General features: G+C 43.8%; 35 protein-coding genes and 3 pseudogenes. 14 read left to right on the top strand and 24 right to left on the bottom strand.

Annotated elements, in window-relative coordinates; all coding sequences use genetic code 11:
* Nucleotides 1-726: 726 nt before the first annotated feature.
* From N4J56_RS33165 to N4J56_RS33140, 6 genes are all read right to left on the bottom strand, one after another.
* Nucleotides 727-960: a DUF4926 domain-containing protein gene (locus N4J56_RS33165; RefSeq protein ID WP_317110938.1), complete on the bottom strand. Its 234-nt coding sequence runs from the start codon at nucleotides 958-960 to the stop codon at nucleotides 727-729.
* 14 nt (nucleotides 961-974) lie between these two features.
* The gene (locus tag N4J56_RS33160) at nucleotides 975-1,307 is read right to left on the bottom strand and encodes a DUF6883 domain-containing protein (RefSeq protein WP_317110937.1); all 333 of its coding nucleotides are present in this window, start codon (nucleotides 1,305-1,307) and stop codon (nucleotides 975-977) included.
* Between the two features lie 136 nt (nucleotides 1,308-1,443).
* Nucleotides 1,444-2,174, bottom strand: a protein-coding gene (locus N4J56_RS33155; protein WP_317111298.1) for an IS1 family transposase whose coding sequence is annotated in 2 segments (ribosomal slippage) — nucleotides 1,444-1,517 and nucleotides 1,517-2,174 — 732 coding nt in all. Because the reading frame shifts where the segments join, the coding sequence is not laid out codon by codon here.
* 193 nt (nucleotides 2,175-2,367) lie between these two features.
* The gene (locus tag N4J56_RS33150) at nucleotides 2,368-2,688 is read right to left on the bottom strand and encodes a hypothetical protein (protein WP_317110935.1); all 321 of its coding nucleotides are present in this window, start codon (nucleotides 2,686-2,688) and stop codon (nucleotides 2,368-2,370) included.
* A gap of 103 nt (nucleotides 2,689-2,791) precedes the next feature.
* Nucleotides 2,792-3,034, bottom strand: coding sequence for a hypothetical protein (locus N4J56_RS33145; protein WP_317110933.1), 243 nt, complete (start codon nucleotides 3,032-3,034; stop codon nucleotides 2,792-2,794).
* Nucleotides 3,035-3,083: 49 nt separating this feature from the next.
* On the bottom strand, nucleotides 3,084-3,767 hold the full coding sequence (locus N4J56_RS33140) for an ISL3 family transposase (RefSeq protein ID WP_410500720.1): 684 nt from the start codon (nucleotides 3,765-3,767) through the stop codon (nucleotides 3,084-3,086).
* A gap of 189 nt (nucleotides 3,768-3,956) precedes the next feature.
* Between N4J56_RS33140 and N4J56_RS33135 the strand changes: the two genes are divergently transcribed.
* Nucleotides 3,957-4,442, top strand: coding sequence for a helix-turn-helix domain-containing protein (locus tag N4J56_RS33135; protein WP_317110932.1), 486 nt, complete (start codon nucleotides 3,957-3,959; stop codon nucleotides 4,440-4,442).
* 31 nt (nucleotides 4,443-4,473) lie between these two features.
* Here the strand turns inward: N4J56_RS33135 and N4J56_RS33130 are convergent, their stop codons facing one another.
* Nucleotides 4,474-5,292, bottom strand: a complete 819-nt coding sequence (locus N4J56_RS33130) for an IS1 family transposase (protein ID WP_317110930.1) — start codon at nucleotides 5,290-5,292, stop codon at nucleotides 4,474-4,476.
* 119 nt (nucleotides 5,293-5,411) lie between these two features.
* Between N4J56_RS33130 and N4J56_RS33125 the strand changes: the two are divergent.
* From N4J56_RS33125 to N4J56_RS33100, 6 genes and pseudogenes are all read left to right on the top strand, one after another.
* A pseudogene (locus tag N4J56_RS33125) lies at nucleotides 5,412-5,933 on the top strand (IS630 family transposase); the annotation flags it as partial.
* A gap of 46 nt (nucleotides 5,934-5,979) precedes the next feature.
* Nucleotides 5,980-6,327, top strand: a complete 348-nt coding sequence (locus N4J56_RS33120) for a tyrosine-type recombinase/integrase (RefSeq protein WP_317110925.1) — start codon at nucleotides 5,980-5,982, stop codon at nucleotides 6,325-6,327.
* A 73-nt stretch (nucleotides 6,328-6,400) separates the two neighbouring features.
* A complete protein-coding gene (locus N4J56_RS33115) occupies nucleotides 6,401-7,192 on the top strand; it encodes an IS5 family transposase (protein ID WP_317110923.1) in 792 nt (263 codons plus the stop codon).
* Between the two features lie 72 nt (nucleotides 7,193-7,264).
* Complete coding sequence (locus tag N4J56_RS33110) at nucleotides 7,265-7,591, top strand: tyrosine-type recombinase/integrase (protein WP_317110921.1); 327 nt, start codon at nucleotides 7,265-7,267, stop codon at nucleotides 7,589-7,591.
* Between the two features lie 79 nt (nucleotides 7,592-7,670).
* Nucleotides 7,671-8,018: a tyrosine-type recombinase/integrase gene (locus N4J56_RS33105; RefSeq protein WP_317110919.1), complete on the top strand. Its 348-nt coding sequence runs from the start codon at nucleotides 7,671-7,673 to the stop codon at nucleotides 8,016-8,018.
* 777 nt (nucleotides 8,019-8,795) lie between these two features.
* Nucleotides 8,796-9,005: pseudogene (locus tag N4J56_RS33100) on the top strand (IS1 family transposase); the annotation flags it as partial.
* A gap of 400 nt (nucleotides 9,006-9,405) precedes the next feature.
* Here the strand turns inward: N4J56_RS33100 and N4J56_RS33095 are convergent.
* From N4J56_RS33095 to N4J56_RS33040, 12 genes and pseudogenes are all read right to left on the bottom strand, one after another.
* Nucleotides 9,406-9,894 (bottom strand): transposase family protein, encoded by a 489-nt coding sequence (locus N4J56_RS33095; protein WP_317110918.1) that lies wholly within the window; start codon nucleotides 9,892-9,894, stop codon nucleotides 9,406-9,408.
* Nucleotides 9,857-10,306 carry a transposase family protein gene (locus N4J56_RS33090; RefSeq protein ID WP_317110917.1) on the bottom strand — a complete coding sequence of 150 codons (450 nt, stop codon included), beginning with the start codon at nucleotides 10,304-10,306 and terminating at the stop codon, nucleotides 9,857-9,859. Before N4J56_RS33090 ends, N4J56_RS33095 begins: the two co-directional genes overlap by 38 nt.
* A 59-nt stretch (nucleotides 10,307-10,365) precedes the next feature.
* Nucleotides 10,366-10,710 carry an MOSC domain-containing protein gene (locus N4J56_RS33085; protein WP_317110916.1) on the bottom strand — a complete coding sequence of 115 codons (345 nt, stop codon included), beginning with the start codon at nucleotides 10,708-10,710 and terminating at the stop codon, nucleotides 10,366-10,368.
* A 420-nt stretch (nucleotides 10,711-11,130) separates the two neighbouring features.
* Nucleotides 11,131-11,367, bottom strand: a complete 237-nt coding sequence (locus tag N4J56_RS33080; RefSeq protein WP_317110915.1) for a hypothetical protein — start codon at nucleotides 11,365-11,367, stop codon at nucleotides 11,131-11,133.
* 13 nt (nucleotides 11,368-11,380) lie between these two features.
* On the bottom strand, nucleotides 11,381-12,241 hold the full coding sequence (locus N4J56_RS33075; protein WP_317110914.1) for a hypothetical protein: 861 nt from the start codon (nucleotides 12,239-12,241) through the stop codon (nucleotides 11,381-11,383).
* Between the two features lie 43 nt (nucleotides 12,242-12,284).
* On the bottom strand, nucleotides 12,285-12,506 hold the full coding sequence (locus N4J56_RS33070; RefSeq protein ID WP_317110913.1) for a hypothetical protein: 222 nt from the start codon (nucleotides 12,504-12,506) through the stop codon (nucleotides 12,285-12,287).
* A gap of 299 nt (nucleotides 12,507-12,805) precedes the next feature.
* Entirely contained in the window at nucleotides 12,806-13,147 is a 342-nt protein-coding gene (mazF, locus tag N4J56_RS33065; protein WP_317110911.1) for an endoribonuclease MazF, read from the bottom strand.
* Entirely contained in the window at nucleotides 13,134-13,382 is a 249-nt protein-coding gene (locus tag N4J56_RS33060; RefSeq protein WP_317110910.1) for an AbrB/MazE/SpoVT family DNA-binding domain-containing protein, read from the bottom strand. The genes mazF and N4J56_RS33060 overlap by 14 nt, the downstream gene beginning before the upstream one ends.
* A 267-nt stretch (nucleotides 13,383-13,649) precedes the next feature.
* A complete protein-coding gene (locus N4J56_RS33055) occupies nucleotides 13,650-13,973 on the bottom strand; it encodes an aldehyde dehydrogenase family protein (protein ID WP_317110909.1) in 324 nt (107 codons plus the stop codon).
* Between the two features lie 118 nt (nucleotides 13,974-14,091).
* Nucleotides 14,092-14,814 (bottom strand): IS1 family transposase, encoded by a 723-nt coding sequence (locus N4J56_RS33050; protein ID WP_317110908.1) that lies wholly within the window; start codon nucleotides 14,812-14,814, stop codon nucleotides 14,092-14,094.
* A 191-nt stretch (nucleotides 14,815-15,005) separates the two neighbouring features.
* On the bottom strand, nucleotides 15,006-15,434 hold the full coding sequence (locus N4J56_RS33045) for a hypothetical protein (RefSeq protein ID WP_317110907.1): 429 nt from the start codon (nucleotides 15,432-15,434) through the stop codon (nucleotides 15,006-15,008).
* Nucleotides 15,435-15,484: 50 nt separating this feature from the next.
* Nucleotides 15,485-16,206: pseudogene (locus N4J56_RS33040) on the bottom strand (IS630 family transposase); the annotation flags it as partial.
* A gap of 79 nt (nucleotides 16,207-16,285) precedes the next feature.
* Between N4J56_RS33040 and N4J56_RS33035 the strand changes: the two are divergent.
* Nucleotides 16,286-16,843: a helix-turn-helix domain-containing protein gene (locus tag N4J56_RS33035; RefSeq protein WP_317105833.1), complete on the top strand. Its 558-nt coding sequence runs from the start codon at nucleotides 16,286-16,288 to the stop codon at nucleotides 16,841-16,843.
* Nucleotides 16,844-16,884: 41 nt separating this feature from the next.
* Nucleotides 16,885-17,619: a transposase gene (locus tag N4J56_RS33030; protein ID WP_317105834.1), complete on the top strand. Its 735-nt coding sequence runs from the start codon at nucleotides 16,885-16,887 to the stop codon at nucleotides 17,617-17,619.
* Here the strand turns inward: N4J56_RS33030 and N4J56_RS33025 are convergent.
* Complete coding sequence (locus tag N4J56_RS33025; RefSeq protein WP_317110905.1) at nucleotides 17,582-17,929, bottom strand: helix-turn-helix domain-containing protein; 348 nt, start codon at nucleotides 17,927-17,929, stop codon at nucleotides 17,582-17,584. The two genes, N4J56_RS33030 and N4J56_RS33025, sit on opposite strands and share 38 nt — an antisense overlap.
* 125 nt (nucleotides 17,930-18,054) lie before the next feature.
* Nucleotides 18,055-18,231 (bottom strand): hypothetical protein, encoded by a 177-nt coding sequence (locus tag N4J56_RS33020; protein WP_317110904.1) that lies wholly within the window; start codon nucleotides 18,229-18,231, stop codon nucleotides 18,055-18,057.
* Nucleotides 18,232-18,520: 289 nt separating this feature from the next.
* On the opposite strand from N4J56_RS33020, the gene N4J56_RS33015 reads away from it, so the two are divergent.
* The 5 genes from N4J56_RS33015 to N4J56_RS32995 all read left to right on the top strand — a co-directional run bounded on the left by N4J56_RS33015 (nucleotide 18,521) and on the right by N4J56_RS32995 (nucleotide 20,921).
* Nucleotides 18,521-18,955, top strand: coding sequence for a transposase family protein (locus N4J56_RS33015; protein ID WP_317110903.1), 435 nt, complete (start codon nucleotides 18,521-18,523; stop codon nucleotides 18,953-18,955).
* Nucleotides 18,952-19,098, top strand: a complete 147-nt coding sequence (locus N4J56_RS33010; protein WP_317110902.1) for a hypothetical protein — start codon at nucleotides 18,952-18,954, stop codon at nucleotides 19,096-19,098. Before N4J56_RS33015 ends, N4J56_RS33010 begins: the two co-directional genes overlap by 4 nt.
* A 92-nt stretch (nucleotides 19,099-19,190) precedes the next feature.
* Nucleotides 19,191-19,475, top strand: a complete 285-nt coding sequence (locus N4J56_RS33005) for a transposase family protein (RefSeq protein ID WP_317110901.1) — start codon at nucleotides 19,191-19,193, stop codon at nucleotides 19,473-19,475.
* A 261-nt stretch (nucleotides 19,476-19,736) separates the two neighbouring features.
* Nucleotides 19,737-20,315 (top strand): Uma2 family endonuclease, encoded by a 579-nt coding sequence (locus N4J56_RS33000; RefSeq protein WP_317110900.1) that lies wholly within the window; start codon nucleotides 19,737-19,739, stop codon nucleotides 20,313-20,315.
* A gap of 102 nt (nucleotides 20,316-20,417) precedes the next feature.
* Nucleotides 20,418-20,921 carry an isoprenylcysteine carboxylmethyltransferase family protein gene (locus N4J56_RS32995; protein WP_317110899.1) on the top strand — a complete coding sequence of 168 codons (504 nt, stop codon included), beginning with the start codon at nucleotides 20,418-20,420 and terminating at the stop codon, nucleotides 20,919-20,921.
* Between the two features lie 254 nt (nucleotides 20,922-21,175).
* On the opposite strand, the gene N4J56_RS32990 is transcribed toward N4J56_RS32995, so the two are convergent.
* The 3 genes from N4J56_RS32990 to N4J56_RS32980 all read right to left on the bottom strand — a co-directional run bounded on the left by N4J56_RS32990 (nucleotide 21,176) and on the right by N4J56_RS32980 (nucleotide 25,704).
* Nucleotides 21,176-21,361, bottom strand: a complete 186-nt coding sequence (locus N4J56_RS32990) for a hypothetical protein (RefSeq protein WP_317110897.1) — start codon at nucleotides 21,359-21,361, stop codon at nucleotides 21,176-21,178.
* A 27-nt stretch (nucleotides 21,362-21,388) separates the two neighbouring features.
* A complete protein-coding gene (locus N4J56_RS32985) occupies nucleotides 21,389-22,015 on the bottom strand; it encodes a hypothetical protein (RefSeq protein WP_317110896.1) in 627 nt (208 codons plus the stop codon).
* Nucleotides 22,016-22,140: 125 nt separating this feature from the next.
* The gene (locus N4J56_RS32980; protein WP_317110895.1) at nucleotides 22,141-25,704 is read right to left on the bottom strand and encodes a DUF3987 domain-containing protein; all 3,564 of its coding nucleotides are present in this window, start codon (nucleotides 25,702-25,704) and stop codon (nucleotides 22,141-22,143) included.
* Nucleotides 25,705-26,073: the final 369 nt, after the last annotated feature.

Genomic DNA, 26,073 nt, shown 5'->3' with positions numbered 1-26,073 from the left:
GATGAGATAACTATTCGACAGAATTTTCTAGCGCGGTAACAGGTTCCCTCGTCTCCATTAAATATAAAATCTAGTTTTTGTGACACGGTTGCCGCAGGACATCTATAAATTTTAATTGGTTTACGCAAATAAACAATTAAATAATCAATATTGAAATAATTTAAAAAACTAACTGAGTGCTACTGCAAATACTCCAATGGCTAACATAACTAGTCTCAGCTTTGGAGAAGATTTTAGAGGTGGGAATAGTCCAAATGCTGGGATGACCGAAACCAAAGCTAATTCTGGTCTACCAACCAAAAAGTTGAGTAATGCTAGCAGAAGGAAGAAAATACTAAGTACCCAATTTATTACTATGTCAAATTGTTTATATTTGCTCATAAACCCTAGATGCCTTAGCGATATTAGTTATACTAATATCGCTAAAAGGGTAAGAAATCAAAGTTCTAACTAGGCTATCTTCCAAATCGATTCAATAGTTCCTCGCGGGATGATTGCAAAAGCAGGCGAGTAAACTCCTCTGGCGGCAACTGCAATAAAGGCTCGATTATTCTGGACAATTTCTCATCTATTGCGCCAAATCTGGTTTTAAGCAGATTCTCTATTACCACTCGTTGTCCCTCCTGCCGAGCCTCTTCTATTCGTTGCAAATAAGCTGGTGATAAATTCATGATGTATAGTTAAATGTCCTTTAGAAAGTGTGCCAGCAGCTCATCAAACAAAATTTCAAGTATTACTTATTAACTGGGAATTAGTAGGCTCGTAATGCAGAACGATTAGCTGAGCAGCGAGCAGAGGCAACATAGCATAAGTGCGTCCGTCGTCATCGCTGAATTCAACTAGAAAAGTATTCTCATCAAGCTTTTCAACAACAGTACCCACCTGACCGCGTGATAATCCCCGTTCAGACAAATTCTCACTCAACGCTACGACATCTAGCAGATTAATTGTATTGTTCATAGTTTCAGTCTCCCTTAGAGGACATAACAACTTGTTAATCGGGGAAAATCTTCGTCATGACGAACGATCCAACTACTACGAACTATTACCTGTCCGGTAGATCCAATCATAGGAAAGTCTAGCACGTATAATTGACCGAATTCAGTTTCGTCAGTCGGTGTTGCCTCATAGCTTTGAGCAGCGTTTAACAAAGTAGCTTGGAGTTGTTCTGCATCTTCAGCAGTCAGACCAAGAGCTGCTGCAAAGACACGCGCTTTATGCCGACCGCGATGATGCGTTGTACTTAGGCAATAGTCTCTTAATTTCGCTATGTCTACGATAGCGCGATCGTAATTGGGAAGCTTCATTCGACAAATCTCTATATATTCTTGCCATGCTTAAAAGTTTGCGGGAGAGGAAAGTACTCCTGGCTCGTACCAGTTTTCAAAGTTCGTTACGATCCACATCAAAAGTGAGGTGGTGATATGGAAGTAGTGATAAGGCTCAAGCTCTTGCTAGCTCTGCATTATAGCCATGAATGAAGTACCAAATTGCCCCAATGTGATTGTTGAGTTTTTGGAGAAGGAGAGGCTTTCTCTCACCAGTCGAGACACTCGCTGTCTGAAGGTATTATTTAAGCGCTCAACATGATTAGTTAGACCAGTTTCTTTGCCAACTGCCCGATGATTATTTGGGAGAATAACTGTTTTGTAAGCTTGCCAAAAGTCAGTATAAGCTATAGCGTTATGTTGATAAATTGCTGGTAATGATTCCCAAAATTTACGAGCGGATTTACGAGTTCTATCGCCTATAAAACAACCAACTACTTGCCGAGTATTTCTATCGATTGCTAGCCAGATATAAACCTCATTTTTCTTACTATCAACAAATGACCACATCTCGTCACATTCAACGATTGATTTACCTGGCAGTTTGACTGAAACCTTAAGCTGGCGCGGAGTTCGAGCTAGCTTTTGATTGACATAATCTTGTAGCCAAGACCAACTCACTTGAGTCACCCTGGCAATTCCTCGCAGTGATATCCTCTCAAGCAAGAGCCGATCGATCAGCTGTTTTGTCTCCTCTGAGACAGTAGTTTTAGTCGGACTGATAACAAATTGGCGACCACAGGTTTTACACTGATATTTTGATTTACCATTATGAACTGAACCATTTTTAATCAAATGCTCAGAGCCACAGGTAGGACAGGCTCGTTCTGAAGATTCTTCACATATTTTTGGGGATGGTTCTATCGACTCTTGTGTTAATTTAGACAGTAGTAATATACATGAGTAAAATAAGAACGTCAAAATTGTTGTCATCAAAAATACCAAATGGTGGGGGTTACATGAGAATTATTTCCATTAGCTAATATTATACAAAATGTTGATGGGGCAAGGGTTTTACCTCACCACTACTTCCATATCACTACCAAGCGTTTCTAACATCGTCGATTAACTCTCGGACAACATCTTCTGGATTTGGCTCATCTTCAACAACTGGATCTAGCTCTGTCGGTTGCCAATCCTCTAGAAAAAATGATAATCGCTCGTAGCGATCGCGAAAAGTTCCTCGTCCTAGCTGTTGCCGGATTTTGGAGCGCAACTGCTTGCAGGACAACTGACAAGTCATACCACCTTTCATTAATCGAGTCGTTTCCACACCTAAGATTCGACAGCATTTAAGCAATGTCTGCCTACCCATTTGATTTAGCCATTTAAAATCTGTTAAGATTTGCTTTTTATTCATAGGAAGCGTGGTTGGTAATATTTGATCCAATTTGTAGCTAGTTCCTACTTTCGATTTAAATTCTTGGAGTTGAAAAAGTTTATCGATTACACAGTTTTTAATTTTACTGCTCCTCATCCCAATCTTCGTTTTCGTCAGTAGACGGTGTTTGTAAACACATCACATCAGCTAATTCTTCAGCATCTCGATCGTCGCGTTTGATGTAAATCTGATTATTTTCAATCCGAGTTACCGTGCAGTTGTAAACGTCATAATCTACTCTGTCTAGAATTTCTAATCGTTCTCCAACAACGGGAAGATGTCCCCAAAAATCTTGAAAAATTGCTAACTGATTATCTGGAGTCATCTGATTATTTTCGGTTCTTCCGTTAAGACGGTGATAAGTTTTTCTAATTTTAGAAGCAAGCTAGTAACCGTTCACGAAAGTTAGTGAAATTCGTAAAACCATAAGCTTGCCGTTTAATCAGCTTAATTCGATTGTTAATTCCCTCCATTACGCCATTTGTAGTCCGGTTGCGGAAATAGTTACAAATCCCATTTAAATGATGACGAATTGTTGTAATTGCTTCACAGTAAACATCTCGTGCCTGATGTAACCACTGCTCAATCTGACGCTGACCTTCCTCAACAGTCAAATGCTTTTCGTAAATAGCACGAAACTCTTCTTTCCATTCATAAGCTTTTCTTAATCGCTGGGAATGCTGCAATATCTGTTCTAATTTTGTGGTTTCTTCTAGTGTTAATTCTCCACCGTTTTTTAAGAGAATAAATTTACTTCCTCTATCAAATACTCTTGCTTGTTTGCGAATTTTATTTAACTCTTCATTCACGGCTTTCATCACATGAAATCGGTCAATTACAATCACTGCATTAGGAAATACTTTCTCTACTATTTTAGGAAATCCACCCCACATATCAACGCTTACCTCCTCAATCTGCTCGCGCACCTCTAATGGTTGCTGAGTCAACGTTTCAATTATCTCTACCTGAGTCTGACTATCGATGACTTCTATTAATTTTCCCGCTTCAATGTCTCCGATAACCGTGACGAAGTTTTGATGTCCTTTGCGTTTACTGATTTCATCAATCCCAATTCGCTTAACTCCTTGCCAACATACGTTTTTTTCTGAGCATACTGATGCTTGAAAATCCCTTGAATTCGCTCAAATGTTAGTTTCTCTATTCGGCTGACTTGCTCGATATAGCAATCCTGCTTCAGTTGTGAGATTTTGCTAGTCTAGTTTTATCTTTCAACAGCGTTATTTTTGATGGAAGAACTGCTTAACTTCATTGATACTGCCCGTGATGCAAGAGAACTAAAACGTGCGTTAGCAGTTAAACTGACGCTTGAGGGATACGTCCATGCTGAAATTATCAAAATTCTGAATGTTACTTCTGGGTTTATCAGTAAATGGAAGCAAGCCTTTGAAGTTGATGGGGTAGATGGAATACTTTTGGGATATCAAGGCTCGACAGGATATCTGTACAAAGAGCAACGAATGGAAGTGATTGAGTGGCTGCAACAAAAAGACCATTGGCTTGTTGAGGAACTCGCTACTCACCTTTCTCAGCAGTATGACGTAGAATTCAAATCGCGTCAAAGCTACTACGACTTATTCACGCAAGCAGGGCTGAGTTGGAAAAAAACGCAAAAACGCAACCCTAAACACAATGTAGAGGAGGTGGCTGCCCAAAAAAAGTTATCGACCAATGCTTGCAGCAGCATCAAGAGGATGTGGAGCAGGACAAGGTAAGAGGGTAGTGATATGGAAGTAGTGGTGAGGCTCAAATCCTGTCTAGTTCTGCATTGTAGTCATGAATGAAGTACCAAATTGCTCCAATGTGATTGTTCAACTTTTTGGAGAATGATAGACTTTCTCTTACCAACCGAGAAACCCTTTGCCTCAAGGTATTATTCAACCGTTCAATATGATTAGTTAGACCCGTTTCTTTACCAACAGCTTTATGACGTTTAGGGAGAATAACTGTCTTGTAAGCTTGCCAAAAATCTGTATAGACGAAGGCAGATTGCTGATAAGTTTTTGGTAGAGAAGCCCAGAGTTTACGGGCTGATTTCTTTGTTCTATCTCCGACAAAGCAACCGACAATTTTTCGAGAATTGCGGTCAATCGCTAACCAAATATAAACCTCATTTTTCTTACTATCAACAAATGACCACATCTCATCGCATTCAACGATTGATTTACCTGGCAGTTTGACTGAAACCTTAAGCTGGCGCGGAGTTCGAGCTAGCTTTTGATTGACATAATCTTGTAGCCAAGACCAACTCACTTGAGTCACCCTGGCAATTCCTCGCAGTGATATCCTCTCAAGCAAGAGCCGATCGATCAGCTGTTTTGTCTCCTCTGAGACAGTAGTTTTAGTCGGACTGATAACAAATTGGCGACCACAGGTTTTACACTGATATTTTGATTTACCATTATGAACTGAACCATTTTTAATCAAATGCTCAGAGCCACAGGTAGGACAGGCTCGTTCTGAAGATTCTTCACATATTTTTGGGGATGGTTCTATCGACTCTTGTGTTAATTTAGACAGTAGTAATATACATGAGTAAAATAAGAACGTCAAAATTGTTGTCATCAAAAATACCAAATGGTGGGGGGTTACATGAGAATTATTTCCATTAGCTAATATTATACAAAATGTTGATGGGGCAAGGGTTTTACCTCACCACTACTTCCATATCACTACCGGTAAGAGTATTAATGTTGGATGAATGCCATCTATTGTGGGGAGATCTCTGCGGCTATGTCTGGGGCAAAACCAACGAGCGTGTTGAAGTCGATATGACCAACTACCGCAACAAGCAGACGTACTTTGGAGCGGTGGATTATCACACAGGGGAATTTATAGTTAAAGCTTATCCCAAAGGTAACTCTGACCATACAATTGAATTCCTACAATACTTACAAGTTCAAAGTCCTGGACAACGTTTAGTAGTAGTTTGGGACGGTGCTAGTTATCATCGTTCTGAGCAAATGCAGCAGTATTTAGAGCAAGTTAATGCCGACCTAGTTGAATCAGACTGGCAACTTCATTGCCTTCGTTTTGCACCCAATGCCCCCCAACAAAATCCAGTAGAAGACATTTGGCTACAAGCAAAGACTTATGTTCGGCAACACTACTATCGATGTCCATCTTTCAAATCTCTCAAGCAGCTGTTTATGCAATTTCTAGACGGTAGAGTATTTGATTTCCCCAAATTACACAGCTATGGTTAACTTACAACTTACTTAGGATTGCTATATCAACCATGCGCTCGACACTTTGCGCTCGTTTTACCAGTGGCTGCGGCGCAGTAACGGTTATCCAGTCAACCAACCTCTCCCGACTGATGCGATTGGCAAAGAGCGCCTTGAAGAACCACAAGCTCTAGACATTGACAAGGATGACATGGCGGAGATTTGGCACTTCCTCGATCGCCAGCGACTAACCTGCATTCGCGATCGGGCGATCGTGGCGATTCTCTCTCACGGGTTAAGAGCTTCTGAATTATCAGCCTTGGATGTCAAGCACTGGAATGGCAAGAGATTGATCGTGCATCGTTCCAAAGGGCAGAACGTCAGCGAAGTTCCTTTGAGCCGAGAGGCAAGACAACACTTAGAGGCTGTTTGAAAAGTGGGAATTTAAGTAAAAAAAGCTCTCAGGGCATAAGCTGTAGATACGTACTTACAGCACCATTGAGAGCATGATTAAAGCATACTCTAGTAACCTAACCCTAGCTCAATTCGAGTTGATTGAGAGCCTGATTCCGGCTGCGAAACCAGGTGGTCGTCCGCGAAAAGTCGATATGTGGGCAATACTCAACGCCATTTTCTATGTAGTTGTCCAAGGCTGCAAATGGCGCGATATACCAAGTGACTTTCCAGCGTGGCAAACGGTGTACACCTATTTTCGTAACTGGCGTAAGCAGGGCATCTGGATGGCAATACATGACCGTTTACGCAACTGGGTCAGAGCCGACAACGCTCGTCCTATTAGTCCAACGGAAGCCATTATCGATAGCCAAAGTGTAGCGACGGCAACGATGGTGCATGAGTCAGTTGGTTTCGACAAGGCAAAACACATTAAAGGTCGAAAACGCCATACTGCGGTTGATACATTGGGATTGGTTTTACGAGTCATAGTCACCACTGCTAGTCTGCCCGAACGAGAAGGTGGGAAACAGGTGTTACAGAAGGTAGATCAAATGGGGGATGCTGTTGCTCGGCTCTACTTGATTTGGGTCGATGGCGGTTACAGTGGCAACCCTTTCCTCGAATGGGTCATGAATACATTTCGATGGGTGGTACAAGTGGTGCTACGTCCTGAGCAGACCAAGGGCTTCGTTGTACTCAAAAAACTAGGAAGTGTGGAACGGACTTTTGGTTGGCTTCACTGGTATCGACGACTCAGTAAAGATTATGAACGTTTACCAGAAAACTCTGAGGCGATGATTTACATTTCTATGATTCGACTCATGCTCAGGCGGTTAGCCTAATTTGATACTTCCTGACACTTTTCAAACAGCCTCTTAGAAGCTTATTTGGAGTGGCGACGCTCCGTTGGGGGAATGTTTACTCCCACGAGCGATCGCCCCATGTTTGTCTGCCAAGATCCCAAGCATAGCGGAGAGCGACTGGGATACAACGGACTCTACAAAATGGTGAAGAAATTGGCGACGACCGCGACGGTGGAGGAGTTAAAACCGCACCATTTTCGGCACTCCTTTGGTAATACTATCACGCGAGCGGGTGTCGATCCTTTATACGGAAAGGAGCTGATGGGGATTAAGACGGATAAGGTTTACAGGCGCTATACGCAGGGATCGTTAAAACAAGCTGCTGCCCAGGCTTACTTGCAAGCGATTGGTGAGGATGAAGGAGATGACCAAATCTAGTGGCAGATACGAAGACAAACGAGCCGCGATTAGTGCCCTTGCGAAAAGGGGGTCGCGACGCACTCGAAGAGTATTTGTTGTGGCGCGAAAAACAAGGAGAGAGGAAATCACGAGCGATCGCCCCTTGATTTTGTCCCAACACGCGACTCGTTCATGTGAACGATTGAGCGATCGCGGCATTTATTTTGCCATAGAAAAGATCGGTGAATTAGCAGAAATTTCCCAGCTACACCCACACTCGTTCCGCCATACCTACAGCACTGAGTTATTGCTGATGGGTGTCGATCCGACTCATGCCAGGAAACTGACCGGACATCAGAGCGAGAAAGCTTTTCGACGCTACACCCTACGCGGCGAACAATCGAGCGCGATCGCTGCTTACTACCGTGCAGTTGGAGAAGAAATGGAGAAGCAAGATTTAAAATAAGAATGCTCTCATTTTATTAAAGGTTCTACCTCACCACTACTTCCATATCACTATCCGCCTGCTGTTACTTGCTCCTTAAATCCCTTGACAGCACCCGTACATCGGCAAATTTCGTAGCTCTAATTTTTAGCTTCTTGCCTGTCCGAGGTTTTGATTTCAAGAAGTTGCACAAGCTCAGCTTTACGGAGTTTTGTAGCAGCTTTAATCCCCTTTGACAAGGCTTTTGCCGCAGTTGAGCAAAAGACAAATTAGTCATTATAAGTCTTTGAATGTACAAGTTATTGGTTCTTTAATTAACAACACTAGTAGCACTGTGTTGCTTAAATATAATACTTTAGACAGAGTTAGGTGAGATCGATAACTAATGAATTATATAAACAAACTTTATCAATAAAAATTGCGCTGTTCGTAAATACAATAGCGAACAGAGAAATTATTGATTGAAAGAGCTAATAAATTCTGGAAGCGTAACAAAATAGTATGCTTTTGTAATATGAGTTTAACAATAGATAGCTTAATGAGAATTAGCAACGAAAGAGTAAGTTTATAAGCGGTTTAAATCTCAATAAACGAGTCATTCAGAAAAGATGTATTTCAATGTAGTATAAATCATGCTGTTTTGTTACGCTTCCCACCGCACTCGGAGGAAGAAAAGAAACAAAAAGCGCTTGCAGTTGCGCATGACGAAGATGTTTCTAGCTGGATAGGTGGGTCATGCCATAGAGAAGTGTGGGAATGCTAGACTGAAGCATTGTGTAGTCGAGCTTGGGTAGTGCAATGAAATGTTCTTTGTGCGGTCATGACAAATCGCATAAACACGGCAAGACAAGTAAAGGCGCTCAACGTTACTTTTGTCCAAAATGTCGTCAAACTTTTACTGAAACTTTCGATACGCTCTACTATCGTCGTCAAGTAAGCGAAGAAGACGTGCGGATTGTGCTGCAATCGCACGCAGAAGGCAGTAGTTTACGAGGTGTCAGCCGTATAAGGGATTGATTCGGGATACGTGTAAAATGGTGCCACGAAAGCCGCAACTAATAGCCAGAACTAGCTTTCAGAAATTTCTATTATTACATTAACTTCTTCTTCCAGTGGTTGCGGAACCGCGCTTAAATCCACAACATAATCTCCATACCGCTTCAGGTGTCGAGTGAGGTATGGACTCAACGTTGCCAAAGACAAGCGATCAATCTTATGTCCTTCTGCACTTAAGGCTTGAATTAGACCTATCCGAAAATTTACAAGCCAGTCTAGACAAAGCTTTGAGAGCTAGCTTTGAGATCTTCAGAAAAACGTAGCAATCAGGGTCAGAGATAGTTAGTGATAGTTTAGCACCAAAAATATACGCTCTCTTGCTCTTGTTTAATAGTGTAATTCTCCCTTTGGATTAAGTCGGCAAAATTAAACTACCAATTCTTAATCTGACCAACCCACAAACAGTAAGAATTATCTGCTCGTATACAGGAGAATGAAGTCGAAATCTTTCAGATGCAATGCGGAAAATCTTGATGAGTCTAATTAAGTGTTCGACAAAAATCCGCTCTCCTGACAAGGCTTTATTTTCTGATTTCTGCTCGGGAGATAGTTCTCGTTTTCGAGGCTTTTTATGAGGTGTACTAATATTTTTACCACCTTGATAACCTTTGTCGCCTTTAAATGATTGTTGAGAGGCAAATCTTTGTTGTTGATTACGAAACAATGAAATATCACTGGTTGAACCCTTTGCTCCCACTACTATATCGACAATATCTTTAGCGTTGGGTAGCGAAATAACCTGACTTTTAAAAGTATGGCGTTTCTTTTTACCCGAAAAATATTTTTGTTGCTCTTTGTTGTCTTTAGGTCTTTCGCGCTCGCTGTTCGTAGCTATCCACAATTAGTTCAAATTCCATTAATATCTCTTGTACAATAGCAGAATCACTCTCTCGATCTTCTACCTGTTCGAGTAAACTAGGCGGCAAAACTTCTCGGAAGATTTTTAGCCAATAGTGAAAGGTATCATTTGCCTCAGTTTTTGAGACATCAAAGTGCATTCCTAAAACTTCAAACGTCGGCATTTGTCTTAAGTAGAATAGACTCAAACATACTTCTTCTATCATCGTTAGTTTCGGTTTACGTCCCCCTCCTTTTGCGGTGAGCCGAACTTTCTGACGTTCTGCCTCAGCTTGTCTCTCTTTTTGTCTCAATTCGGCTTGTTTGACTAACAAGAGAAATTGGTCGTAGCTAATTCCCAATATTTGTTTGGTACGAGCTGGATATTTATGAATATAATGAAGTGGATTTTTCATTATGGTAGACCAACGGTAGACGCTCAATTTACCGTTCTACCATTTTTTTGTGTCCAATTTTATATTTCGATAGATATCCCCAATGCACGCAGATGCTTCAGTTTGATCTGCAACCGTAAAGTTCTCCCCAAAGGCTCCGTAGGAGAGATCGGCAAATTCAAACGCGATCGCCAGAAGGGGTAGTGTTTAGCCGCATACACTAGTACCGCTTTTTCAACACCGCCATGACGTTTAAGATCGGCTTGACCATCTCCAGCTAAGTTGGTGCTTCCAAGCCAGATCTTTCCCTGAATCGGTTCTTTGAAGAATCCAGTAGACCAGGGACGATCCATTGGATCTAGTGCATTTGCAATCCCAAGTAGTTTGGGTAGTCCAACCTGAATCGAAAGAATCTGGGCAACCATTTATCCCTCCTTTGTAAAACACAAATAAGGTACAACCTATTTTCGACTGAGGAATGTGAGATGAGCCAATCGGATTATGAATAAAGGTTTCTACTGGATAGTTCCTCGTTCCATCACTGAAGACATCAGAGCGTACAAAGGTTTCTTCAGACCCAGGGCAAACGCATCTAATGAATGCATAATGAAATAAGAATAAGTGCTTTTAGCGAAAAAATCTAGAAATAATAGAAGTGAATACTGCTTCAACTAAATCTGGAGCTTATAAAGCTCAACTTCTCTTTTCTCCACTCCTGAAAAGCTGAAAACTTAACGTGTAAAATTCTAGACCATCTGTCATGTAGAGACAGTCTCTGTTTGTAGTTAAATTTATTGCTAGCGTGTTTATCCAAACAAAATTTCCACCTGTAAATTATCCGTTGATTAGGCAGCCTGTGCGGGGAACCACAACTGCTGCCACTGACCATAAAGTTCAACTACCCTGAGTAGACTTAAAGCTCTGCTGCCCAAGTGACTCCAACTCATGCCTTTGTTCTTCTGCCTTCTGCCGATGGTCAAATCTACTCCCTTCTCAACCCGTCCGCTACCAATAGTTTTACCAGCTTGAGTGCGGCGTTTGTAGTTGATGATTTCTGAGTCATGTTTTTCCAAATAACCCATCAACTCTTGCCACTTATCGCGATTTCTTACAGTAACCTGATGTTTTAAATACTCTGGCATCAATAGCAGTTCTCCCCTGCCATAATTGCGCTAATAAGAACTTTAGATGTTGTGCTTTTTCTATCTTATTGGCGGCAATCATTGACATCAGCTCCCGTAGCTTCTTACAGAGGTGATACCAATCTAATATCGCCATAACTGTTGCTCCAAATACAGCAAACAGACGCTGCCGAATTACTCTGGCTCCATCGGTAACTGCTACTAAATTTAAGGGAGCAACTTCCCTACCATACTCCTGTCTAACAAACGCTTTTACTATATCAGTTAGGCTTAATAACTCCTTACCATCTGTAGTGATAGGAGCAGCAATATATTCAAATCTACCAGTGTTTTTTTGCATGAGTACAATATCTGTACTAATAGCTGAATTCTTTAGCTTGCTGGGAAATTGGTTTGTCTTTTCCTCTGCTGGCTTAGCTATTGGCTGTCGGTGTGCTTTCTGACCTTTTACTTGAATGCCGTCATCAAATAGGAGAATTTCTTTTGCTTCTGGGTTGTAAATATCTACTTGAGAACTTACTTTCACCACTCGCTCTTCAACTTTTCCTAAAGTTGCTATCGTATTTTTGTGAATCTCTTGGCTAATTTTTAGGGCTGTGTCAGTTACAATTTGCCCAATCTTTTGGTCACTTAACAACCTTTCCCCACTCATGCGTTCCACTAACAGGGCTACTTCTTCATAACTTATACGGTTACTATAATAGGCACAAAACTCCTGCAATCTTGCACTCACATAGCCTTCTTGTAATTGGTTTGTTTCAGTCAAGTAGTTTGTTTCTCGCGCATCAAATTGGTATTTTTGTAAAGAAAACACGAACTTTCCATGTATTGTCTTAATCCACACTAGTCTTGTGCCGTTACAACTGGCGAGCTGTTTTTTTTATCTCTTGAGTAAACTTGCTTTGAGCTTCAGTTAATAAGCTTGCCTCTATTTCTGGCAGTGCCTGCTGTTTCCAGTTTTCTACTGCTCCCTCAATCTCATGCAGGCTTTGATTCTTCAAATCTATCTCGTGTGGAGCAAGCTGGCTCAGAATATTCCCTGCTTCATCTCTAATTACAATTTCCACTCTTGCTCTCATGCTTTACTCCTTCTGCCGTTTGCTTCCAACCCTTTAGGGCTGTTCTCTCAGTTTACCGACATCAACGGATTTTTTACAGGTGGAATTAGTGTGAAGTTATGGAGATTATACAGCGATACCAGAGTAGTAAGGACTACCTTTCCTCAACTTCCTAAGAGCCAAAATTACCTTTCCAAATCTGCTCTAGTATTTTCAGCTAGCACTAAGTATTCCTTCTAGATCCAGAGAAAGCCGATCGCAATAATGCTATTTCACATTAATTTGATCCGCTTCCCTTTTAGTATTGTTTTTTGTCCAATTTAGAAAATTAGTGCATCAATTTTGGCTAATACTTCCTCCAGTAGTACATCTGGAGCTTTTTCCACAAATTTTATAGCTCGCGCCCGCCAATCGAGGTTTTTGATGTGGTCAGCCAGCACCACCCCAGTTGTTTCCATTTCAGCACTTAAGGGAACCTCAAATGTATATCCTTTAACTTGATTGGTGATGGGACAAAATATAGCTAAACCAGTTTTTTGGTTGTAAACAAGCGGAGATAAAACAATTGCTGGTCTGATCCGCCCCTGTTCACTGCCAGCATGAGGACTAAAATTTACAATCACCACGTCCCCTCGGTCTGGAACGTAACTACCAAACTTCATTGCCTACAGGTTCTCCTGTGTCTGTTTCACTATGGAGATTCTCTGGCGTGATTCCTTCTAACAATTCACTCAACTTGTACCTGTTTCGCCTTGGTTTGACGGCTCTAACTACTAAAGCTCCATCAACCACTTCCAAACAGGCGATCGCTCCTTCTGTTAACTGCGCTTGTTCAGCTATTTCTTTAGGGATTCGCAACCCTAAACTGTTTCCCCATCTCGTTATCGTTTGCGACATTTTGCTACCTCGATACTTAGTATATACAAGTATATACAATAACTTTGGGTTACGTCAATCAGCTTGCTCAGAAGATTTCGGTTTAACCACGACAAAATCAGGTAGGCATGGTCAAGTTATCACTAAAGAAAAATTCTAATTGAGAATGACGATAATTTGATACATTTAGAACTCTGATTCTGTCGTTCAAAATGGGTAAGCTATTCTCATTAATTTTTTTCTCCGAACGTAACTTGACAATGCTAGTTCTATGGCAGAAAATCTGATTCAATTCCCTAATTTGATTTGGATGGATTTCGTCTCTAAGTACTCTTCAAGACCCTTGTGCCCCAATTCCCGACCAATGCCGCTCTGCTTATAGCCACCGTAAGGCATACAGGGCTCAAGTCCCGCAGTATGGTAAGTGTTTACCCAGACCGTTCCAACCCGAATTCCTTTTGCCATGCGCATGGCAGTATCCAGATTTTGGGTCCATACCGCTGCTGTTAAGCCGTACATTGAGTTATTGGCAATTTGGAGGGCTTCGGCTTCATCTTTGAAGCTGATGACGGAAAGTACCGGACCAAAAATTTCCTCCCGCGCGATCGCCATCCTAACTTTTCACGTTAAGTCTTGAGAGGCTTATAGGAAGAGGGCTCTAGATCAAGTCCACAACTTCCGCTACAGTAGTCAAAAAATGGGTAGTGGTAAATATGTAGTGATAGCTAGCTCAAAGCTGTAAGCAGGCATTATAGTAGTGGATGAAATACCAAATCGCACCAATATGGTTTTCTAGCTTTTTTGAAAACGATAGAGTGGCTCTAACTAAACGAGAAATCCGTTGACGCATAGTATTGTTAAAGCGCTCAATATGATTAGTTTTACCACTCTCTTTTCTCACAGTCCGGTGACATTTTTTTGGAATAACGTTTTCATAAGATATCCAAAAATCTGTGTAACAAATAGCGCATTGACGATAAACAGTTGGTAGAGAGTTCCATAATTCTATGGCTCCTTGTTTGCTGCGATCGCCAATGTAAACACCCACAATTTCTCTGGTGTTTCTATCCATAGCAAGCCAAATCCATTGCTGATTTCCCTTGCGATCTACAAATGACCAAGCTTCATCACATTCAACAGTTAATTTTCCCTTTGGCTTGTCTGAAACACTTACCTGTCTAGGAACATGGACATATTTATCATTGACATAGTTTTGGAGCCAGGTTTCTGAAACTTGAGTAGTCCGAGCAATGCTAGCCAGGGGAATCTTTTCAAGTAAAAGTCGATCAATTAGTTCTTTAGTTTCTTGATCGATAACTTTATTTGTTGGATTTTCTACAAACTGTCTTTGACAGTCTTGACACTGAAACTTAGGTTTTTTATTATGAATTCTGCCATTTTTAACGATGTGATGAGAATAACAACGGGGGCAAGTAGGTCTGGAATCTGACATCAGCGCTGCAATCGTTTAAATTCGCCTTATTTTGAATTTGTCCAGACTACCATTCTACCATTTTGGCTTAGTCTAAACGATTTGAGCAATAAAAAATATTTAGTTGTTAAGTTTAATCAGCGTCATAGGTAAGCTCAAACAACAGAAATAATTTAAGTTAGTAAGCGTAAGTTTTCACTACATATTTACCACTACCAAACTTTAGGATTGTTATCTCTAATTTCAATTTCTCTTTCTTTACCGATATTGCGTTTTGGAATTAATCCTTGATCGTGCAACCACAGTAGTCCTTGCTTGATACCTGCTAACTGGGCTTCCTTCTTAGCAATGAATTGTTCGTGCAGTTCTATAACTGCATCCAGGCGTTTTTTAGCAGCATCAATTTCAATTTTTAGATAATCTACTATCCAAGCAATGCTGTCAATCTTAGATTCAGCCGCTTCTTGGACTTGCCACAGTTGTTTAACTAAGTTTTCGACATTTTCAGCTCCTGACTCTGAAGCATCTTCAATCTGGTTCCACAACAAAGTAGCCTCTAGAGATAGTTCTCGCAGCGATCGCGCGGCAATATCTTTTAGTTTTGTATTTACTGAATCTGAATTAATTGTCTTATCTTGCACGGTTTTTCTCAACTAGTTTTATTAATTCTTCTGTAACGAATATAGCAATCCTAACTGACGCATGAGAAAACACCGTACATAGATAGCTTGGGAAAGTCAAAAACTTGACGATGGGTAACGAACTCAAACAGAAATTTGACAACAGCAAAGGATTTGCACAGATGGTAGCAGTTGCGAATGAAGCGTTTTGCCTGTAACCAAATATCTTCTACTAGGTTTTGATTCTGGGGCATTGGGGGCAAAGCGGGTGCAGGTGATAGCCCACGCACTTTCTGTCAAGTCCTGATTGACTGTTTGCAAGTAAGTTTTAAGTTCTACTGAACGATGGTAGCTGGCACCGTCCCAAAAGACGGCAAGGCGTTGTTGGGGATACTGTGTTTGCAGGTACTTCAAAAACTCAATCGTGAATTCCGAATTGCCCTGGGCGTAGGCTTTGACCAAGAACTCTTGGGTGCCGTAATTCAAGGCTCCAAAGTAGGTCTGTCGTTGGCGCTCGTTGACCACTGGAACTTCAATGCGCTGTGTCGTTTTACCCCAGACATCCCCTGTCACGTCCCCCCACAACAGATGACACTCATCCAGAAACAACACTACCAGTTCGCCGGATTCAATCTGTGCTCGATGTGTCTCCAACCAAGCAGTAATCTCTTGTTTTTTTCTCTACCAATTCGGAGTCTCGCTTGGGGTTATGCTTCTGCGTTTTTTTCCAACTGATGCCCGCTGCGTGGAACAACTCGTAGTAGCTTTGGTTGGATTGGAACACGACCCCATAGTAGTGGGTCATTTGGTATGAGTGTTGCCATAAAAAGGATGGTCAATTAAAGTGAAGATACATAGTTTTTCAGGTTGTGATGACACGGCAAAAAAAAGCACCTTTGCGACCGTTAAGTGATGAAGAACAAACCGACTTGAAAAAACTGAGCCGTTCTCAATCCCAATCATCTGCTAGTGTCATGCGGGCCAAAGCGATTCTAGCCGTGGCTCTTGGGGCTGATTACACGAGTGCAGCGCAGTTAGTAGGATTACGCTGTGGTGATACGGTCAGCAAGTGGGTCAGTCGCTTCAATGTTGAAGGCTTAGCTGCCTTACAGCCTCGACATGGCGGTGGGGCAGTAGTGCAATACAGCGAACCAGAAAAACAACGCATCCTGTCCGAATTTCAGCGTCAACCAGAGCGGCAGAAAGAGGGCACGGCAACCTGGTCAGTAGCTACACTTCAACGGGCTTTGCGTCAGGCTCCTGATGGCTTAACCCAAATCAGTACTTATACAATTTGGCAGGTACTCAAAGAGGCGGGCTATAGCTGGCAAAAGAGCCGCAGTTGGTTAAAAACTGGACAGGTGAAGCGCATACGCAAAGGCAAGCTAGTAGTAGTAACTGACCCAGATACCGTGGCAAAAAAAAACTGATAGAACGCGCTTACACTCAGGGACAGAAGCTAGGCTTGAGTGTGTGGTGCGAAGACGAGGCGGGACCATTTGGCACTGCTCCTTACCCTGGTAGCAATTGGCAGCCAGTAGGTAAACCGACACGGCAAGAACATGAATATATCCGTAATGGCACAGCCAAGCTGTTAACGCTATTCCATCCCGCTACTGGGCAAGTACGAGTTAAGGGTGTTACCAGTTGTACCAATGCTGTGTTGCACGAATGGCTCAAGCAAGAATTAGCTAGTGTTGTACAATCACTGCCAACTCCAGCTCGATTACTCAAGCCTGAAGAAAATCAACGGTTATGGAAAAGTTGGCAGCAGGGGTTGAAAGTACGCTTTACACTCCCACACGACTTACCGCCACTGCGAATGTTGCTAGTGATGGATAACTTGGTCGGACATAAAACTCCCCAGTTGGTATTGTGGCTGTGTGCTCATGGCATCATGCCGCTCTACACACCTCTTGGCGGTAGCTGGCTGAATATGGCTGAGTCGATTCAACGAATTCTCAAACGCCGAGCTCTAGAGGGGCATCATCCGCAAACAGCCTATCAAATTATTGAGTGGTTGGAAGCAACTGCTTTTGGATGGAACCAACAACCAACGCCGTTTGTCTGGGCAGGATTACGAGCGCAACGTCGAGACAGAGCGCGTCAAAGATTTCACTCTCTTGGTGGTTCTGGTGCCTGTACGCATCGTCCTCTTCGGCGGACAACTATTGCCAAAAATAATGGCAACACTCATACCAAATGACCCAGTAGTCATCAATGTGTGCCTGTAACTCCTGCAAGTCCCAGTAGTTCTTTTGCTTCAACCACTCCAGCACGGCTTGCCGCTGTCCGGCATCAAGATACCCGACCGAGCCTTTGTGCCGCAGTCGCAGCCCTTGGACACCTTGCTGCTCATATGCTTGCGTCCACTTACTAATAAACCCAGAGGACACAAGCAAAATCTGTTGAATCTCTCGGTGTCGGTACTCTTGCCGCACCATCTGCACTGCCAATGCCCGTTTGAGTTCGCGCGGCTCGGGGTTATCTTGAATGAACTGACTTAAGTGATCCATCAACCGTTTTTCTCAAGGCTCTACTTCTTCTAAACAGGATACAAATAAATCCTCACGGATCATCTAGGATTGCTATATGCGGTGATGCTTGTCGGAAATCTTCGTAGATACTGATGGACAAATCTTTAGTATTGGCTGTAGGCAAGGTGATAGTAATCGCGGCGTTCTAGCGCCTGTTTTGCTTCTATTTCCAAGCGAGCGGTTTCTTCAGTGAATGTAGTTTGTGTTTCTTGTTCTGCCTGTGAATTAGTCACTGTCTGAGTTTTGTGTGTTTCCTCAGAAATGGATGGCTGCGTTGTCATAGTCGCACTGCACGAAAATTAACATCTGTGCAACAGGTGCAAAGCACTTGTACGTTGTTTCTAAAGTGTGGGCAGTAGTTGAGGAGATATTAAGGGAGCAGCTTTTAAGCGCAGACGGCGCTCAAATTTGTAGTAGCGATGTTCGTTCGATCAAAACCTTTTCTACATGGCAAAAGCGTAGTTAACAGACCTCCTGCATGAATGATAAACAAGTGTGCCAGTTCTAGATGGAGCATTGCAAATTCAAGTAAATGCATGGCACAAATAATGAAGTAAGGGAGAAGTTGCCATGTCTTACGCTGATTTACAACACCTATCAGATAGCGAATTTAAACGCTTGTGCGGTGTCAGTCGAGACACATTTGCTTGCATGGTTGAGGTATTGCGTCCAGATCTAGAAAGAGAGGGGCGACGTGGGGGACAAAATAAACTGAGTACAGAAGATCAACTGCTAATCACGTTGGAGTATTGGCGGGAATATCGCACTCAGTTTCACATCGGGACAAGCTGGGGACTGCACGAAACTACGGTAGGACGAATCATCAGAAAAGTTGAAGACTTGTTAATCAAATGCGGCAAGTTTCGGCTGCCAAGCAAGCGCGCCTTGTATCAGCCAGGTTGGGAGTGGAAAGTGATGGTAGTAGATGTGGGTGAAATGGAAATAGAACGTCCGAAAAAAAACAAAAACGATACTACAGTGGTAAGCAGCGCTGCCATACGATGAAGGCGCAGATGTTGGTAGAGTTGGAAACCGGAGGAGTGATTTGTACGGCTGTGGAAAAGGGTAGAGTGCATGATTTTAAGTTGCTCAAACGTAGTCGTTTGCCCTTGATGCCATCGCAGTTGTGTTTAGCAGATAAAGGCTAGAGGGTGTTATGAACTTTGAAAATGATCCACTCTCTTAGCCAGTTTCAGCCATTCCCCGAAAATACCAACAAAGGCTGAATTTCGCTCCCAAATTGGGTTCTACAAAAGTGCATAACACGCTCTATCAGGGCTTTAGTAAACAGCATCCAGGAGCTTGTCTCCCCACGAAAAAACCACGTAACCAACCTTTGCCAGCAGCGGAAAAGCAACACAATCGCGCTTTGGCGCGGCTGCGGGTTCGCGTTGAACATGTAATTCGTCGCTTCAAGATTTTTCGCATCTTCTCTGGTCGCTATCGTAATCGGAGAAAACGTTTTGGCTTACGCTTAAATTTGCTTGCAGGACTGCTGAACTATGAACTGGCACATGCTGTTTGATTCATGCAGGAGGTCTAACCTACAAAGCTCGATCAAATTTAAGCACAACGTACAAAGAGTGAATTTAAGCAACTGCGATTATAACTACTAAACAAGCCCTCCTTAATACCAGTGGGCAGATGTGAGAGCGAACCGTTCGGAATATTGCAGTATGTCCAACCTCTACTCCCAAAACCTTTTCAAGTTAAACTATGAATTAGGGGATATTAGGTTATTTCAGTAGAAACGCCGCAGTAATTCTCTGGATCGCAAAGACACAATATGACTGTGACTACTGCTAAATGGACGCTAGAAGACTATCATTGCATGATCCAAGTCGGTCTTTTAGAGGGGCGCCACGTCGAGCTATTAAACGGAGAGATCGTTGAAATGCCTCCAGAGGGTCCAGAACACGCCTATCTTGGGGATGAAGTCGGCAAATATTTAAGGAATATTTTAGGTGATCGCGCTCAAGTCCGCGAAGGTCATCCTATCACATTGCCTAATAACTCAGAACCAGAACCCGATCTTGCTATTGTTAAACCCCTTGGGCAAACTTACCGCCAACACCATCCTTACGCCGAAGATATTTTTTGGCTAATTGAGTATGCTAACACTAGCCTCAACAAAGATTTAGATGCCAAGCGAAAAACTTACGCCACATCTGAGATCCAAGAATACTGGGTTGTGGATTTGAAGCATCGACAGCTCAAAGTGTTTCGCACACCTTGCGAGGATGACTACACGTCGGAAGAAACTCTCACAGTGGGAGAAATTAGTCCATTAGCATTTCCTGACATTGTAATTTCAGTGCAATTATTGTTCGGCGGCTGCAATCCTGTAGCAGGTTCTCTCATCTAATCCACGACATTTTCGGATAAGAAGGGTTAATTCCCTTTTGTATGCCATTCGCGGCTGAGCAGCAGCCCTAGGTGAACGTTCTTCGACTTGGAGGAGCTTTGTATGGCAAGCGACGATCGCAGCGATAAGACGGAGCCAGGCATGATGCCGGAAGTCGCTAACTCTGGAAAGGTGCGTCCACCTTTAGTATATCTGGGCGCGATCGCTCTGGGTCTGTTGCTGCATTTCGCATGGTCATTGCGACTTGTGTCTCGTGCCGCGAGCTTGCCACTCGGAGGCGCTGTAGTGCTGGTCGCTGTCGCGCTGTTTCTCTTGGCTGTGCATACGTTTCGGACTGCTGGCACGCCCGTGCCGGGCAATCATCCCACCACCACGATAGTACACGCGGGTCCCTATCGTTGGAGCCGCAATCCCATCTATCTCTCTTTCTCGCTGCTCCAGCTCGGCGTCGCATTCTGGGTCAACAGTCTCTGGCTACTCGTTACCCTCATACCAGCAGTGGCGCTGATGTCGTTCGTGGTCATCCCGCGAGAGGAGCGCTACCTGGAGAGCCGCTTCCCGTCGGACTACTTGCCCTATAAGGCTTCTGTTCGTCGCTGGCTGTAGGCAGCAGCCGAACAAGGGCATGGAGCCGACGCGCAGGAACGCACATCTCATTCCTGGTGTACTTGTACGCGATCGCATTTTTATTTTTAACAGTCCACCTAACGAGTCAATGGTTGTGTTTTTAGTTTTCCTCAACTTAGCTTCGGTCATTAGCAGTATGGCAACTCCGAGGACTTGGAAGCTGGATCTGATGACTGTTACGTTTCATTACAATTGAGACTGAATTAGTACACATATACTAACAAGAGCTACCCTTAAGAATCGATCCCATGTTCTTGCTCCAACAAGCTTAATAACTTTTCCTCAAAGTCAGTCAAATAGGTTTGCCGTCCCAAACCGTCTAAAACATAGTAAGCACCCCGATCGAGCAAAGCCTGTATCCCGCACTCGCTTAATCCGCTTGAGAATAGTAGGCGGCTGGCGACAAACATCAGGGTCATCGATGGGTTTGAGGTTTTCTGGTTTCACTATGAGAGTTGCATCATAAATATCAACTTCGATGGTAAAGTTTTTAGCACCAGTGCAACACAAGGATAGCCATTGTATTTGCGCTCGCGACTTTGAAGCCGAGTCAAGGTAAACACATCTCCCACCGCACAAAAATCCCTGGCTGGAAATAATTGTTTTTCTTTCATCCGCTCGACTACAGTTTTGACAATTTGAGCTGTAGGTGCCTTGTCTCCAGAAATAGACAGGACTTTCTCCCATGCTTTCGGTTGTCGTTGTGCGGGCAGTTTGGCTAATTCTCGGCACTGACTTTCCGAGGAAGGCATTTTTTGTCTCCAAATTGGAGACATTTCTTCTTCTCGCTCGGTGGGAGATAAATTCTCCAAGACTGCGGCAGCGTTAATCAAGCGATAGGCATGAGCGCGATTATATCCAAATCTATCCTTGGCGTATTCTTCAAATGTCTTGTGCGTACTCCGGTACAGACGAAGATCGCGTAACTGTTTAAGTGCCGACCAGCCCTCGCCCAAAGCTCGATCAACTCTAATTTCCAACCGATGTCGTTCCCGTTCCTCGTCAGGAGACAGCTGCTCTAGTACCTCTAAGGTAGCTATTTGATTGTCTGTCTCATCTTTTGTTTTTGACACGGCTGGTAATCCTTCAATGGCTCAAGCGTGCAGACTACACCTGGATCTTTAGCAATTGCGCTCGCCTGCTTAACCTTCTTGCGTAAGAAGCAGCTTGCCAAGGCTATTACTCTTTACAGTAAGCGCTATTCGAGCGCGAGCGGAGTTATCGCTTCTACTGCATCAGGATAAGTATAAACATGAGTCCCATCTGGCGTAGTAAACAGCCAAGCTTCTCCTAGCATTTCGATTTGACCGATTCTCTCCAGCCTACAGCCAGAAATACTCTCCCAACCTAAATCTAAAACATTCCCTGCCACGCTTGCTACGCGGCGGATAGTAAATTGCAATCGCTCTAATGTCCGTTGCCTTAACTTTTCGGGAACCCAAGCCAATTGACTCAGGTGGATCGGAGACTGGCACAAATGCTCGCTTAACAATCTCGTTAGCCCTTGGCGTTGTTGGGCGGTCATTTCCTTAGCAGCCTTTACCAACATATTGGTGTTTTCCTTCACTCGACTCGCAATCTCAGCCCAAGTAGAACATAACAGTATTTGTTCTGCTAGCTCCTGTGCTGGTGGTGACTGTTGCTGCCTAGTTTTTTCAGTTGGTGCAATTGGTGATGAATTGGTGGTATTGTCAACAGAGTCTAAGGCAGTCGCAGTAGCAGTTTCAACCACCGAGTTGGTGAATTGGTGGTCTAAGGGCGAGGCGATTGCTTCAGTTGACGGCTGAGAAAAAGTAGCCTCTGTTGTTGTGCCACCAGACACTTCGCTCAACGGAGGACACCTCCGCACGCAAGTGTCTTCACCGGACAGTTGCACGCCACTTGCTACAACGGAGGGAACCTCCGCAACGCAGTGGCTCCTCAACGGGGGATACCCTCGCACGGCACTGTCCTCACCAATTTCACCAATCGAAGCTCGTAAGTCACTATTGCTGGAGGTTTGGGCTATTGGTGATGCCGCCAATTCTCCACCAATACTCACCAATTCTCCTGGCAGATCGTCTATTGGTGGGTTAGGGATGTAAACCATTTCGCTGCCCTCACCTTCGATTCGTCCGTGACCGGAGGTTGCTAAAGCTTTGAAGATGCAAGTGCGAATTTTTTCCACTGCCCAGCCTTTGAGAGCATTGATCCGACTTTTGAGAAACGAAGCACTCACACCCTTGCCGCACTTTTTCAAAATCTTCTCTGCTTGAGTTTGGACTTTGAGAAAAATGCCTTCTGGTTGGCGAGTAGGGGCGTTATGGGCATGGATCAGCTTGTGCTGGTCGAGATAGAAAGAGGCAATTTCAATTGCATGTTGCATTGTCCGACCGTCGATCGTCATCTGGGGCTTTTCGCCACGCAGTACGGCATTGACAACGTGCAACCACAAGGCGATTCGAGCCGTGTAGGATTCAATCTTGGCGTAAACTAGCGACAGACCGAAATGCTTTTCTTCCATCTCGGCGTTTACCAAAGTATGGTTCCATCCTTGAAATAGGACTTTAGCTTCATGGGAAAGAAAGTAATCGGTTTCGGGTAGTTGTTCTAACTGGGCGTACAGCCAAGACAACTTTTCCTTTAACTCGTCGGCAGCTGGATTTGGAGTTGATAAAAGATCGAGAAATCTAGCTGGGGCATCCACCATCGAGCAGTAGAGAAACCGAGACGAGTAACCGCTAGCAATAAAATTAACTTCGTCAGCTCCCATCAAGCGTGCTAACGTGTCCCATTGGTAAGTCCCCGTTTTGCTCAAAGCAACGCGCTTCAAGAATAGTCGTGCGTCGTGACGGTCGAAGTTACCACCAGAGCCATTCCAAAACGATAGTTCCAGTTGCAGGTCGTCGCCCTTACCGCTCTTGTACTGGTTCAAACGTTGGTAGTCAGCGACCAATTCATCAATATATTCCAGCAAGCCGCGTGGATTCTCGTCGTGAATCCTGATTTTGGTGGAAGTGGTGACGTTGTTGAGTAGCCGCCGCTGTCGCACTGGAACTTTGGCATCGCTGTCTTTGGTAGCCTCGTAGTCCTCCATGGAACGATCGTGATTTTCTTTGGCTGCTGCTTCCATTTCCTCTAGCGGTTTGAGGATTATCTGCTGCGGAGGAGTCTTGGCTTGACCGCTGTGGGCGATGTTGGCTGTCCAGAAAATACAAGGTTGGACGTAACCACCTTGGGGATTGACAATAATTCTTGCTGCCGTACCAATGCGTGAGGCACTAGAAGGAAGTACCGTATTGAATAGATACTCTGGTGCAGTGGGCATGGCTGCTGCTTTTGCCATCAGTGGGTCGGATAATGTCTTGTCTAAGTACAGCCGGATGTTCAGTCGTTTGCGGCAGCTCTTGAGAATTCCTTGAAAGGATTCAACCGCTTCGATGACTTCCTCTGCTAGTTCTCCTTCAGCGCGAATTATTCTAGCGAGTCGATCGATTTCGTTGTAGGTACGACCAGTGGCACTAGCTAGCTCCATCAAAGCAGTGGCAGTAACAGATTCGCTGTCACAGTGGTTGAGAATTTCTCGAATGCGATCGCACAGAGACACCGTAGCGATGGGTGGATTGTTTCCACCTTTGCCATTGTTGCTGTAGCCGAAGCCGCGACCAGCGGCATAGTTGCGATCTTTCTGGGTAGATTGTGGCTGTGGTTTGACGCGATGCTTCCAGTACCACCCCCTGATACAAGCGTCTACACCTTCTGGCGTACAGCTAGGAGTGGGATTGTCTTTTTCGGCTGACTGCCAAATTGTTTCTACTTCCCTAGATGGTAGTGGCGGAGAACAACGATTGGCATAATCTTCCAGCAGTAGCCTGGGAGCGCCGTCAAAACTTTGACCGATCGACTGGAGGTAATTGGCAGTGCCGATCAGATCGCGGGCGAGTTTAGCTCCTTGGGCATTACGTCCGCCTTCTGCTACTCCCGCTCCCAACAAGGCACGAGATTCTTTAGCAAGGCAGGCTTCTAGAAAAACTGAGGCAGGAACGGGAATGGAAAGCTCTTCAAAGCGCCTAGCCTCTGACGTGACTAAATTGATTTGAGATTGTGGAACTGATGAGGGCGACAATGTGATAGCTGGTGTAGTAGATTGCGAAACTGGAATTGCCGAGCGTAATTCTTGGTAGCTATAGCACTTGCTTGAAGAGTGGATAATATCGCAACGTACTGGTTCATGCCCAGGTTTGATGTGGTAAGCCCCCGCCAATCGCATGACTCGACTAGGATTTTTCAGTGCCCGATCACTCGCAGTGTATGCGATCAGAGCCGCTTGCAATTCTCGCCATTGTTCCACAGCAATCGGTTCGTCAAACACCCAATACGAGTGGACTGACTTGCGGGTAGCAATTTGCATCGAAGGCTCTGGTAGCCCCAAGTCTTGCCAAAAATTAATTTGGTCTTCGATGGCTCTATCGTCGAATTCGCAAAAGATGGCACGGCAGGACTTTACGTTTTCGTCTTTATGTCCGCCGCCATTAACAACGATGTAAATGCCATAGCCTTGTTCTTGCCAACGCTCTACCTGTTCCCAACTCAGCTTGTCGGCTTTGCGTCCAGTGTTAGGAGCATAGCGGGGGTCTTCTTTTGGTAGGAAAGCTCTGATATAGATGGCATCCCCACGCTTGTATCCGAGAATCTCTAATTGGGCGATCGCGGAGGAGCGTTCTAAGTGGAGCTTTTGGGATACAGATGGGCTAGAAGATATATTTTTTTGTGCTTGTTTCATCTCGAAATCTCTCTTTTTGGAGCCGAGACAAGCGATTTTAATTAATCTTTGCTATGATAATTTGCAGCAGTAAAGTGCAACTAAAAGCCCTTACTGCTGAGTTACTCGTCTCGGATTACTAAGTTGCTTGTCTCGTGAGTCGCTTGTCTCGGATTAGCATCAGTTAACGAGATCTATGGTTTCTACCTTGAAAACCATACATCCCACAGGGAGTCATGCTTGTGAGGTTGGTGCTTGCAAGACACGATCCCATATAAAAAAGATAAGATCGCAAACCTAAAGCCCTGACTGTTCCACCAGTGAGGGTTTTAGTGTTGGTAACTCATTCGCATTATTTATCCCCTGTTGCTTGAGCAATTGCATCTCTAA

Origin of the sequence: Chroococcidiopsis sp. SAG 2025 (assembly GCF_032860985.1) — a bacterium.
GTDB lineage: Bacteria > Cyanobacteriota > Cyanobacteriia > Cyanobacteriales > Chroococcidiopsidaceae > Chroococcidiopsis.
The sequence above is the reverse complement of the archived record's forward strand: the minus strand, read 5'-3'. Positions and strand labels throughout refer to the sequence as shown.

What these genes read in the sequence shown, in the direction of transcription:
- N4J56_RS33085 (WP_317110916.1), bottom strand. Translation starts at nt 10,710, where the DNA reads ATGGTTGCCCAGATTCTTTCGATTCAGGTTGGACTACCCAAACTACTT.
- N4J56_RS33035 (WP_317105833.1), top strand. Translation starts at nt 16,286, where the DNA reads ATGACACGGCAAAAAAAAGCACCTTTGCGACCGTTAAGTGATGAAGAA.
- N4J56_RS33050 (WP_317110908.1), bottom strand. Translation starts at nt 14,814, where the DNA reads ATGTCAGATTCCAGACCTACTTGCCCCCGTTGTTATTCTCATCACATC.
- N4J56_RS33145 (WP_317110933.1), bottom strand. Translation starts at nt 3,034, where the DNA reads ATGACTCCAGATAATCAGTTAGCAATTTTTCAAGATTTTTGGGGACAT.
- mazF (WP_317110911.1), bottom strand. Translation starts at nt 13,147, where the DNA reads ATGAAGTTTGGTAGTTACGTTCCAGACCGAGGGGACGTGGTGATTGTA.
- N4J56_RS33080 (WP_317110915.1), bottom strand. Translation starts at nt 11,367, where the DNA reads ATGGGTTATTTGGAAAAACATGACTCAGAAATCATCAACTACAAACGC.
- N4J56_RS33025 (WP_317110905.1), bottom strand. Translation starts at nt 17,929, where the DNA reads ATGGATCACTTAAGTCAGTTCATTCAAGATAACCCCGAGCCGCGCGAA.
- N4J56_RS32980 (WP_317110895.1), bottom strand. Translation starts at nt 25,704, where the DNA reads ATGAAACAAGCACAAAAAAATATATCTTCTAGCCCATCTGTATCCCAA.
- N4J56_RS33070 (WP_317110913.1), bottom strand. Translation starts at nt 12,506, where the DNA reads ATGAGAGCAAGAGTGGAAATTGTAATTAGAGATGAAGCAGGGAATATT.
- N4J56_RS33130 (WP_317110930.1), bottom strand. Translation starts at nt 5,292, where the DNA reads ATGACAACAATTTTGACGTTCTTATTTTACTCATGTATATTACTACTG.
- N4J56_RS33150 (WP_317110935.1), bottom strand. Translation starts at nt 2,688, where the DNA reads ATGAATAAAAAGCAAATCTTAACAGATTTTAAATGGCTAAATCAAATG.
- N4J56_RS33090 (WP_317110917.1), bottom strand. Translation starts at nt 10,306, where the DNA reads ATGAAAAATCCACTTCATTATATTCATAAATATCCAGCTCGTACCAAA.
- N4J56_RS33000 (WP_317110900.1), top strand. Translation starts at nt 19,737, where the DNA reads ATGACTGTGACTACTGCTAAATGGACGCTAGAAGACTATCATTGCATG.
- N4J56_RS33135 (WP_317110932.1), top strand. Translation starts at nt 3,957, where the DNA reads ATGGAAGAACTGCTTAACTTCATTGATACTGCCCGTGATGCAAGAGAA.
- N4J56_RS33115 (WP_317110923.1), top strand. Translation starts at nt 6,401, where the DNA reads ATGATTAAAGCATACTCTAGTAACCTAACCCTAGCTCAATTCGAGTTG.
- N4J56_RS33020 (WP_317110904.1), bottom strand. Translation starts at nt 18,231, where the DNA reads ATGACAACGCAGCCATCCATTTCTGAGGAAACACACAAAACTCAGACA.
- N4J56_RS32990 (WP_317110897.1), bottom strand. Translation starts at nt 21,361, where the DNA reads ATGACCCTGATGTTTGTCGCCAGCCGCCTACTATTCTCAAGCGGATTA.
- N4J56_RS33015 (WP_317110903.1), top strand. Translation starts at nt 18,521, where the DNA reads ATGTCTTACGCTGATTTACAACACCTATCAGATAGCGAATTTAAACGC.
- N4J56_RS33110 (WP_317110921.1), top strand. Translation starts at nt 7,265, where the DNA reads ATGTTTACTCCCACGAGCGATCGCCCCATGTTTGTCTGCCAAGATCCC.
- N4J56_RS33160 (WP_317110937.1), bottom strand. Translation starts at nt 1,307, where the DNA reads ATGAAGCTTCCCAATTACGATCGCGCTATCGTAGACATAGCGAAATTA.
- N4J56_RS32995 (WP_317110899.1), top strand. Translation starts at nt 20,418, where the DNA reads ATGGCAAGCGACGATCGCAGCGATAAGACGGAGCCAGGCATGATGCCG.
- N4J56_RS33060 (WP_317110910.1), bottom strand. Translation starts at nt 13,382, where the DNA reads ATGTCGCAAACGATAACGAGATGGGGAAACAGTTTAGGGTTGCGAATC.
- N4J56_RS33055 (WP_317110909.1), bottom strand. Translation starts at nt 13,973, where the DNA reads ATGGCGATCGCGCGGGAGGAAATTTTTGGTCCGGTACTTTCCGTCATC.
- N4J56_RS33165 (WP_317110938.1), bottom strand. Translation starts at nt 960, where the DNA reads ATGAACAATACAATTAATCTGCTAGATGTCGTAGCGTTGAGTGAGAAT.
- N4J56_RS33010 (WP_317110902.1), top strand. Translation starts at nt 18,952, where the DNA reads ATGAAGGCGCAGATGTTGGTAGAGTTGGAAACCGGAGGAGTGATTTGT.